This is a genomic window from Alphaproteobacteria bacterium (assembly GCA_030740435.1).
Classification (GTDB): domain Bacteria; phylum Pseudomonadota; class Alphaproteobacteria; order UBA2966; family UBA2966.
In genome coordinates, this window is the sequence record JASLXG010000091.1 from 24,790 (window position 1) to 33,269 (window position 8,480).

At 65.3% G+C, this 8,480-nt stretch carries 8 protein-coding genes; 2 read left to right on the top strand and 6 right to left on the bottom strand.

Translation table 11 applies throughout. The features are described from left to right. The first annotated feature begins 21 nt into the window (after window positions 1–21). A complete protein-coding gene (gene secA / locus QGG75_10590; GenBank protein MDP6067681.1) occupies window positions 22–2,736 on the top strand; it encodes a preprotein translocase subunit SecA in 2,715 nt (904 codons plus the stop codon). 36 nt (window positions 2,737–2,772) lie between these two features. Here the strand turns inward: secA and QGG75_10595 are convergent, their stop codons facing one another. From QGG75_10595 to QGG75_10620, 6 genes are all read right to left on the bottom strand, one after another. After that, window positions 2,773–3,807: an alcohol dehydrogenase catalytic domain-containing protein gene (locus tag QGG75_10595; protein MDP6067682.1), complete on the bottom strand. Its 1,035-nt coding sequence runs from the start codon at window positions 3,805–3,807 to the stop codon at window positions 2,773–2,775. 77 nt (window positions 3,808–3,884) lie between these two features. Continuing rightward, window positions 3,885–4,175: a hypothetical protein gene (locus QGG75_10600; GenBank protein MDP6067683.1), complete on the bottom strand. Its 291-nt coding sequence runs from the start codon at window positions 4,173–4,175 to the stop codon at window positions 3,885–3,887. A gap of 59 nt (window positions 4,176–4,234) precedes the next feature. Next, window positions 4,235–4,696 carry a tRNA (N6-threonylcarbamoyladenosine(37)-N6)-methyltransferase TrmO gene (gene tsaA, locus QGG75_10605; protein ID MDP6067684.1) on the bottom strand — a complete coding sequence of 154 codons (462 nt, stop codon included), beginning with the start codon at window positions 4,694–4,696 and terminating at the stop codon, window positions 4,235–4,237. A 203-nt stretch (window positions 4,697–4,899) separates the two neighbouring features. After that, entirely contained in the window at window positions 4,900–5,790 is an 891-nt protein-coding gene (locus QGG75_10610) for a LysR family transcriptional regulator (GenBank protein MDP6067685.1), read from the bottom strand. A 17-nt stretch (window positions 5,791–5,807) separates the two neighbouring features. Next, on the bottom strand, window positions 5,808–6,779 hold the full coding sequence (gene trxB / locus QGG75_10615; protein ID MDP6067686.1) for a thioredoxin-disulfide reductase: 972 nt from the start codon (window positions 6,777–6,779) through the stop codon (window positions 5,808–5,810). 82 nt (window positions 6,780–6,861) lie between these two features. Next, window positions 6,862–7,827 (bottom strand): mitochondrial fission ELM1 family protein, encoded by a 966-nt coding sequence (locus QGG75_10620; GenBank protein ID MDP6067687.1) that lies wholly within the window; start codon window positions 7,825–7,827, stop codon window positions 6,862–6,864. A gap of 131 nt (window positions 7,828–7,958) precedes the next feature. On the opposite strand from QGG75_10620, the gene QGG75_10625 reads away from it, so the two are divergent. Beyond that, window positions 7,959–8,432 carry an Lrp/AsnC family transcriptional regulator gene (locus tag QGG75_10625; GenBank protein ID MDP6067688.1) on the top strand — a complete coding sequence of 158 codons (474 nt, stop codon included), beginning with the start codon at window positions 7,959–7,961 and terminating at the stop codon, window positions 8,430–8,432. Window positions 8,433–8,480 lie beyond the last annotated feature (48 nt).

Below are 8,480 nucleotides of genomic sequence, written 5' to 3' on the forward strand. Positions count from 1 at the left end.
GCACCTTCCCCGAGGCTTTGCATGATCGGCTCGCTGGCAAGAAAGATCTTTGGCACGGCCAACGACCGCGTGCTGCGCGAGCTCGAGGGCCCGGTGGCCGAGATCAACGCCCTGGAGCCCGAGCTCGAGGCGCTCAAGGACTTCGAACTGCGGGCCCGCACCGACTGGTTCAAGGAACGCCTGGAAGCCGGCGAAAGCCTCGACGACTTGCTGGTCGAAGCCTTCGCCACGGTGCGCGAGGCCTCCAAACGCACGCTGGGACAGCGCCACTTCGACGTCCAGTTGCTGGGCGGCATGGTGCTGCACCAGGGCCGCATCGCCGAGATGGCAACCGGCGAGGGCAAGACCCTGGTGTCTACGCTGCCCATCTACCTCAACGCCCTCGAGGGCCGCGGCGTGCATCTGGTCACGGTCAACGACTACCTGGCCCAGCGCGACGCCGAGTGGATGGGCGAGATCTACAGCTTCCTGGGCCTCAGCGTGGGCTGCATCGTGCACGGCCTCGACGACGACGAACGCCGCGTCGCCTATGGCGCCGACGTGACCTACGGCACCAACAACGAATTCGGCTTCGACTATTTGCGCGATAACATGAAATTCGCGCTCGAAGACATGGTACAGCGCGATTTCGGCTACGCCATCGTCGACGAGGTCGATTCCATCCTGATCGACGAGGCGCGCACGCCGCTGATCATCTCCGGTCCGGCCGAGGACTCGTCCGAGCTCTACCACCAGATCGACCGGATCATCCCCAAGCTCGGTGAGGACGACTTCGAGCTCGACGAGAAATCGCGCACGGTTTCGCTCAGCGACGACGGCGTCGAGCACGCCGAGGAGCTGCTCAAGGACAGCGGCTTCCTCTCCGAGGGCGGACTCTACGACATCGCCAACGTTTCCGTCGTCCACCACGTCAACCAGGCGCTCCGGGCGCACAAGCTGTTTGCCGCCGACACCGACTACATCGTCAAGGACAACAAGGTCATCATCATCGACGAATTCACCGGCCGCATGATGGAAGGCCGGCGCTATTCCGAGGGCCTGCACCAGGCGCTCGAGGCCAAGGAAGGCGTCTCGGTGCAGCAGGAAAACCAGACCCTGGCCTCGATCACCTTCCAGAACTACTTCCGGCTCTACGAGAAACTGGCCGGCATGACCGGCACCGCCGCCACCGAGGCGGCCGAGTTCGCCGACATCTACAAGCTCGAAGTGGTGCAGGCACCGACCAACCTGGTCTGCATCCGCGACGACGCCGACGACGAGGTCTACCGCACGGCCGAGGAAAAATACCAGGCCATCATCGAATTGATCGAGGACTGCCAGGAACGCGGCCAGCCCATGCTGATCGGCACCGTCTCGATCGACAAGTCGGAGGAACTGGCAGCCAAGCTCAAGGAGCGCCAGATCCCGCACAACGTGCTGAATGCCCGCTACCACGAACAAGAAGCGCAGATCATCGCCCAGGCCGGCCGCACCGGCGGCATCACCATCGCCACCAACATGGCCGGCCGCGGCACCGACATCCAGCTCGGCGGCAACCCCGACATGCGGCTGCGTATCGAGCTCCCGGACGACGCCGACGAGGCCGGGCGGGCCGAACTCGAGGCCACCATCGCGACTGAGACGGCGACCGAGAAGGCAGAGGTCATTGCCGCCGGCGGCCTCTACGTAGTGGGCACCGAGCGCCACGAAAGCCGGCGCATCGACAACCAGTTGCGCGGCCGTTCGGGCCGCCAGGGCGATCCCGGGGCCTCCAGTTTCTATCTCAGCCTGGAAGACGACCTGATGCGCATCTTCGGCTCCGAGCGCATGGACTCGATGCTGCAGAAACTCGGCCTCCAGGAAGGCGAGGCCATCGTCCACCCCTGGATCAACAAGGCGCTCGAGAAAGCCCAGCAGAAGGTCGAGGCTCGCAACTTCGACATCCGCAAGAATTTGCTGAAGTTCGACGACGTGATGAACGACCAGCGCAAGGTGATCTACGAGCAGCGCATCGACCTGATGCGCGCCGAGGAGGTCAGCGAGACCATCGCCGACATGCGCCACGACGTCATGGAAGGCCTGGTCAAGCGCCATATTCCCGAAAAAGCCTATTCCGAGGAGTGGCAGACAGAGGCCCTCGAGAGCGAACTCGAGCGGGTGCTGGGGCTGAAGCTGCCGATCGGGGAATGGGCCGGCGAGGAGGGCGTCGCCGAGACCGAAATAGAAGAGCGCGTGCAAGCCGAGGCCGACCGGCGCATGGCCGAAAAGGCGGCCAACTACGGCCGCGAGCTGTGGCGCCTGGTGGAGAAGAACCTGCTGCTGCAGCTCCTCGACCAGCACTGGAAGGAGCACTTGCTCTCGCTCGACCACCTGCGCCAGGGCATCGGCCTCAGGGCCTATGGCCAGCGCGATCCCCTCAACGAATACAAGCGCGAGGCCTTCGACCTTTTCGAAACCACGCTTTCTGGCCTTCGCGAACAGGTGACGACGCTGCTGGCCCACGTCGAGCTGCACCTCGACCAGGACCAGCCCATTCCCGAACGCGAGGCCCCCAGCGCCACCCTGGAAAGCCACTTCGATCCGATATCGGGCGACGACCAGATGGCCGAACTCGAACTGACCGCCGCCTTGGCGCCCCCGCGGCCCAGCGAGCCCGATCCCCAGGATCCCGCCACCTGGGGCAAGGTGCCGCGCAACTCGGCCTGCCCTTGCGGCTCGGGCAAAAAGTACAAGCACTGCCACGGCCGCGCAGCCTAGGGCTGATTTTGGTATGCGGGTGCGGCCCGCCGGGGGTCAGGGCTCGAGCAGCACCTTGCACTGGTCGCCGGGGGTTTTCAGTTCTTCGAAAGCCGCCGAAAAACCCGCGAAATCGACGAAGTGGCTGGCCATGGCGCCGGGATCGATACGTCCCGCGGCCAGCATGTCGAGGGTGAATTCGAAGTCCTGGCGGCGGTAGCAATAGACGTACCTGAGAGAAAGTTCCTTGGTGATGGCCTTGGCCGGAATGGTGGTGTCGGGCGCCATGCAGACCCCGGCCACGACGATACGGCCATATAGCGGCGCGTAGTCCATGCAAAGCTGTTGCGAGCCCGGCACGCCGACGCAGTCGAAGATGACGTTGGCCCGGCTGCCGGCCACCTCCTTGCAGGCGGCGACGACGTTCTCCGAACTGGCATCAATACAACGGGTAGCGCCGAAGCCGGCGGCGGCCGCGGCGCGGGCCGGCGAGAGGTCGGAGACGCAGACCTGGCGGGCGCCAAAAAAACGCGCCCACAGCGTCACCGCGGCGCCGATGGGGCCGGCGCCGACCACCAGCACGGCGTCGCCGGGCTGCAGCCCCGCCGCCTCGACGGCGTGAAGGCCGACGGCCAGGGGCTCGACCAGGGCGCCGGTACGATAATCGACACTCTCGGGCAGCCGCATGGCCTGGTCGGCGCCCACCCGCAGGTATTCGGCATAGGCGCCAGGGAGCTTGCCCAGCCCCGTGGACACGACGTCTTTGCAGCGGTGGCCGTGGCCGCTCAGGCACATCTCGCAGCGGCCGCAGGAAAGATAGGGCAGCGCACAGATGCGCTCGCCCTCGCGCCAGCCCTCGACACCGGCGCCCAGGGCTACGATATCGCCGGCGAATTCGTGGCCCAGGATGGTGCCCTCGGCCAGCGGTGTCATGCCGCCAGCACGGTCGCGCACCTGGGCCATATGCAGGTCCGAGCCGCAGATGCCCGAGGTCCGGACGCGCAACAAAAGCTCACCCTCCAGGGGCTCGGGATCGGCCACCGTCTCGATCGCCAGGGGCTCGTCGGGAGCCTTGAACACCGCCGCTTTCATGCCGCACCTCCACTTCGACCAGATCCAGGGTGGCACGAAAAATGGACGGGCTCAATCGGGCCCAGCGGCGCCTTAAATTAAGTCAGGGAAACCACCGCCGCCAGAGCGGCGATGCCGAGCACTATCATGCCGCCAAGCCGGATGGTCAGTTTGTCGGAGAGCGCGGCCAAGTCACGTTTCAACTCGGTCTCGAGTTCCTTGAGGTCCTGCTTTGTTGCAGCCTCCAGTTCCTTGAGGTCCTGCTTAGTGGCCAGGGAATCGGAAACCACCGAGACCAGGGCTTCCGCCTGCACCCGGGCTTGGTCATGGGTGAAGCCGGCGGCCTCGAGTCTCTCAGCGTAAGCCAACGTGTCGAAGGCGATAGTCATGGTGGAAGTTTACGTGCCAAAGCGCTGCAAAACAACGCCCAAGGGCCGCCTCGCGGCCCTCACGGGGGATCGATATATGGCTTGATGTCCAGCAACGGCGTGCCATCTCGGCAATCGAGGGCGCTTACCGTAAGCACGTTCCCCTCCACTTTCAGAAGCTTCACGGTGCTCAAGGCGATGGGGTTTGGACGCATGGGGGAACGTAGCGCAAAAACGCCGAATTTCTCCTTGGTTTCGGACCACCTGGGAACTCTCTGCAAGGCGGAGCGGTCGGCTTCGTCAAACCAATAGAGAACTTGGATACGGCTATTGTCCTCAATGCCTTTCAGCGCTGGCAACATTTCCGGGTCCAGCACAATCCGGGACACGCCGTTTTTCGGGCGTGCCTGGCCAGGACATTCCGCGACGGTTTTGCAGGCTGTCCGTATCGTGCCGATGAAGTGAACTGTAGCAGAGTTCATTTGTCGGGATCCCTTGCCAGCAAAAAAAAGGCCGGGCTCAAAAGAGCCCGGCAAGTTCAACAGGGAGGCAATACGTCTGGGAGACGTATCGGACCGGCAAAAATGCGCTCCGGTCCGGTTCCGGGTGTTGCGCCCGGAACAGAACGAATGCTGCGATGCAACATCCGCCGTGGCCTATAGATGGGGTTACGGGCGGCAAAAGACCACCATATATTGTGCAAATCAGCTATGCGTCTAATGCATAGCTGGGAACGGGTGCCTTCTCAGAAATGCCACTCGGCCACTTTGCGGATCAAGAAATCCCGGAAAATTCCGATTCTAAGGGAATCACGCAATTCCTCGGGATAGACGAAATAGGTGTCGAATTGAGGACCTTCGAGGTCCGGTAATATCTGCGTGATGCGGTTGTTGCCCCGCACCATATAGTCCGGAATGGCGCCGATGCCGACGCCGGATTCGACGGCCAGCAGCAGGCCGTAGACGTTGTTGACGCGCAGCACCGGCCGGCGGCTGGCGGGATCCGCGGTACCGGCGGCGATCAGCCAGTTGACGTTGGCGATGTAGGACGGTGCCTCCTCGCCGTAGATGATCAGGCGGTGGTGGTCCAGGTCCTCAGGCCTTTGCGGCGTGCCGAAGCGCTGCAGGTATTCCGGCGCGGCGTAGACGTGGTGATGGAAGGTCATCAGCTTGCGCTGCACCAGGTCGGGCTGTACCGGCAGGCGCATGCGGATGGCGACATCGGCCTCGCGCATGGAGAGGTCGAGTTCCCTGTCGGTGACCACGATGTGGACGTTGATGTCGGGGTAATGCTCGAGAAACTCGCCGATGCGCGGCGTCAGCCAAGTCGAGCCGAAGCCGACGGTGGCCGAGATGGTCAATTCGCCGCTGGGCTTTTCCTTGGCCTCGGTAAGCAGCGCCTCGGTCATGGCGATGCGAGCCGACATCTCGTGGGCGGCACGGAACAGCGTCTCGCCCTGGGCCGTCAGCTTGAGGCCCCGGGCGTGGCGGTGGAAGAGCAGCACGTTGAGGTCTTCCTCCAGCGCCGCCACCTGGCGGCTCACCGCCGACTGACTGAGGCTCAAGAGCTCACCGGCATGGGTGAAGCTGCCGGCATCGGCAACGGCGTGGAAGATTTTTATCTTGTTCCAGTTCATGGCCGAATTCCGGCCATCTACTCGGCCGCCGCGGCGGTTTCAGCAGCCTCCTTGGCGGCGACGAACTTTTCCGCCTCCAATGCCGCCATGCAGCCGGTGCCGGCCGCCGTCACGGCCTGGCGGTAGATCTTGTCCTGGACGTCGCCGGCGGCAAAGACGCCGGGCACGCTGGTGGCCGTGGAATCGGCCGCGGTGACGATGTAGCCCTCATCGTCCATCTCGACCTGGCCCTGGAAAACCTCGGTGGCCGGGGCGTGACCGATGGCCACGAAAACACCGTGTACGGCGAGCTCGCTGCGGGTTTCGGTCTTGACGTTGCGCAGCCGCACCGAGGTGACACCGGGCGGGTCTTCGTCGCCCATGATCTCCTCGACCACACTGTCCCATGCGACGTCGATCTTGTCGTGCTCGAGCAGGCGGCGCTGCAGGATCTTCTCGGCCCTGAGCTCGTCGCGCCGGTGAACCAGCGTCACCCGGTCGGCGTGATTGGTGAGATAGAGCGCCTCCTCGACGGCGGTGTTGCCGCCCCCCACCACCGCCACCTCCTTGCCGCGGTAAAAGAAGCCGTCGCAAGTGGCGCAGGCCGAGACGCCGAAACCCTGGAAGCGGCCCTCGCTCTCCAAGCCCAGCCAGCGCGCCTGGGCGCCGGTGCTGATGATCACGGCATCGCCGCTGTAGCACGCCCCCGAATCGCCTACGGCCTGGAAGGGCCAGGCTTTGAGGTCGACCCCGACGATGATGTCGTCCGCCATCTCGGTGCCCACGGCCCGGGCCTGGGCCTCCATCTGCTCCATCAGCCAGGGGCCCTGGATGACCTCGGCAAAGCCGGGGAAGTTCTCGACGTCGGTGGTGATGGTCATCTGGCCGCCGGGCTGCAGGCCGCGCACCACCAGGGGCTCGAGCCCGGCCCGGGCGGCATAGATCGCCGCCGTATAGCCGGCCGGCCCGGAACCGATGATGAGGACCTTGCTGTGCTGGGTAACGCTCATGGTTCGATAACCCCGGGTTGGCCGATGGCTTGATGGCTCAGTATGTATAACCTAGCGCTTGGCGCCGCAAGGGATGGGCGGGTTAGAAGCCCAGGATGCGCCGGACTTCGGCTGCCACCCGGGCGGTGTCGTCGGGAGGATCGTATCTCCAGTTTTCCAGTTGGCCGCGGAAGGGGCGGGTGATGCCGCCCTGGCGCATCATGTCGTGAAAGGCGCGGAACTTGTGGTTGCCGCCTTCGAGCTCGAAGACGTGGACCGGCTTGCCCGTGCTGGCCGCCTCGGACACCATATTCACCGAATCCGCGGTCACCACGATAGCGTCGGCCAGCCCCAGATAGGCGAAATAGGGGTTGGGCTGGCGGCCGTCCCAGATCACCGCCGGCTGGCCCTCGAGGGCCTGGCGCAATACCGCTTCGTTGGCCGCCCCGGTGCGCCGCGAGGTGGTGACGAGAAGGCCGGCGCCCTGGCGGCCGAGCGCCCCCAGGCCGGCGGCCAGCTCGTTCGTGGCGGCCGCTGTCAGGCGATAGCATGTGTTCGTGCCGCCGACCAGCACCGCCACCAGAGGCCGCGGCAGATGGCTGAGCTCGGCCTCCAGGCGGGCCGCCTCGGCGGCCAGCAGCGCCGCCGTCAGGCGGTGCAGCGAGCCCAAGGTGGCGATGACGTTGGCACCGCTCAGGCCGTCGTGCCGCGGCGCCGCCACCAGGTCGAAGTGGCGAAGCGGGATGCGCGGGTTCTGGAGATGCACGTTGCACCGCGCGCCGGCCCGCCGGATGGCCAGGCTGTAGGGCACGGAGCGCCGGCCGCAGCTGATCACCAGGTCGGGCCAGGGCGGCGCCAGGCTATCGCTGTCGGCTCCCAGTGCGGCCAAGGGCAGCGGCCACAGGTTGCCCGGCAGCCAGGTCCAGGGCGGGCGCGGGCGCAAGCGCTTGACCTCGGTCTCCAGCCCAATCGCCTGGGCCAGGCCGAGCGCCGGGTTTTCATTGCCGGCACTGCCGTCGCTGACGACCCAGCAACGGCCGGAAGGGTTGGATGGAGTGTTGGCTGTCATGATGGTGGATGTCTGCTGCCCATTGTCGCCCCTTGGCTTTGGCCTTCGGTAATAATATTGTGGCCGGCGTGAAATAAAATTATAGAACGCGGGACGACCGAGAGGCACGGCGATCCCGCCCGCGAGGCTGCATGGCCAAAGTCAAGCTCGACGCCATCGACCGCGGGATCCTGAGGATCCTGCTGGAAGACGGCCGCATCACCAACGTCAAACTGGCCAAGGGCGTCGGCATCTCGGCGCCGCCCTGCCTGCGCCGGGTGCGGGCGCTGGAGGAAGCCGGCTACATCAGCGGCTACCATGCCGAGGTCAATGCCGAGGCGCTGGGCTTCGGCGTCACGGTCTTTGCCCTGGTCGGACTCAACAGCCAGGCCGAGCCCGATCTCCTGGCTTTCGAGAAGCTGGCGGCGAGCTGGCCCCTGGTGCGCGAATGCCACATGCTGGCGGGGGAGAACGATTTCCTGCTCAAGGTCACGGCCGAGGACTGGGACAGCTACCAGACCTTCCTGACCACCGAGCTGACGGCGGCACCCAACGTCTCCCACGTCAAAAGCTCGCTGGGCATCCGCACCTCGAAGAAGGTCGCCGGCGTACCCATCGACACGTAAGCTTTTGTCGCTCACGGCGGCGGAGCTGCGCTCCGCTGCCTGCGCGGG